The 333-nt window shown below is 79.0% G+C and carries 1 protein-coding gene; it reads right to left on the reverse strand.

What is annotated here, in order from left to right:
* Positions 1-333, reverse strand: a 333-nt coding sequence (locus tag BIV23_RS45345) for a biotin/lipoyl-containing protein (protein ID WP_342746423.1), incomplete at both ends; no start/stop codon positions are given.

Genomic DNA, 333 nt, shown 5'->3' on the forward strand with positions numbered 1-333 from the left:
AGCGGCGGCGGGGGCCGGGGCGGCCGGGGCCGGAGCGGCGGCCGGGGCGGCACCCGGGGCGCCGATGACGGCGAGCTTGGCGCCGACCTCGGCGGTCTCGTCCTCGCCGACCACGATCTCCAGCAGGACACCGGCGACGGGCGCCGGGATCTCGGTGTCGACCTTGTCGGTGGAGACCTCGAGCAGGGGCTCGTCCTCCGCGACCTCCTCGCCGACCTGCTTCAGCCAGCGGGTGACGGTGCCCTCGGTGACGGACTCACCGAGCGCCGGGAGGACCACGTCCGTGCCGGTCGCGCCACCGGCCGGAGCGGCGGCGGGGGCCGGGGCGGCCGG

Origin of the sequence: Streptomyces monashensis (assembly GCF_001866665.1) — a bacterium.
Classification (GTDB): Bacteria; Actinomycetota; Actinomycetes; order Streptomycetales; family Streptomycetaceae; genus Streptomyces; species Streptomyces monashensis.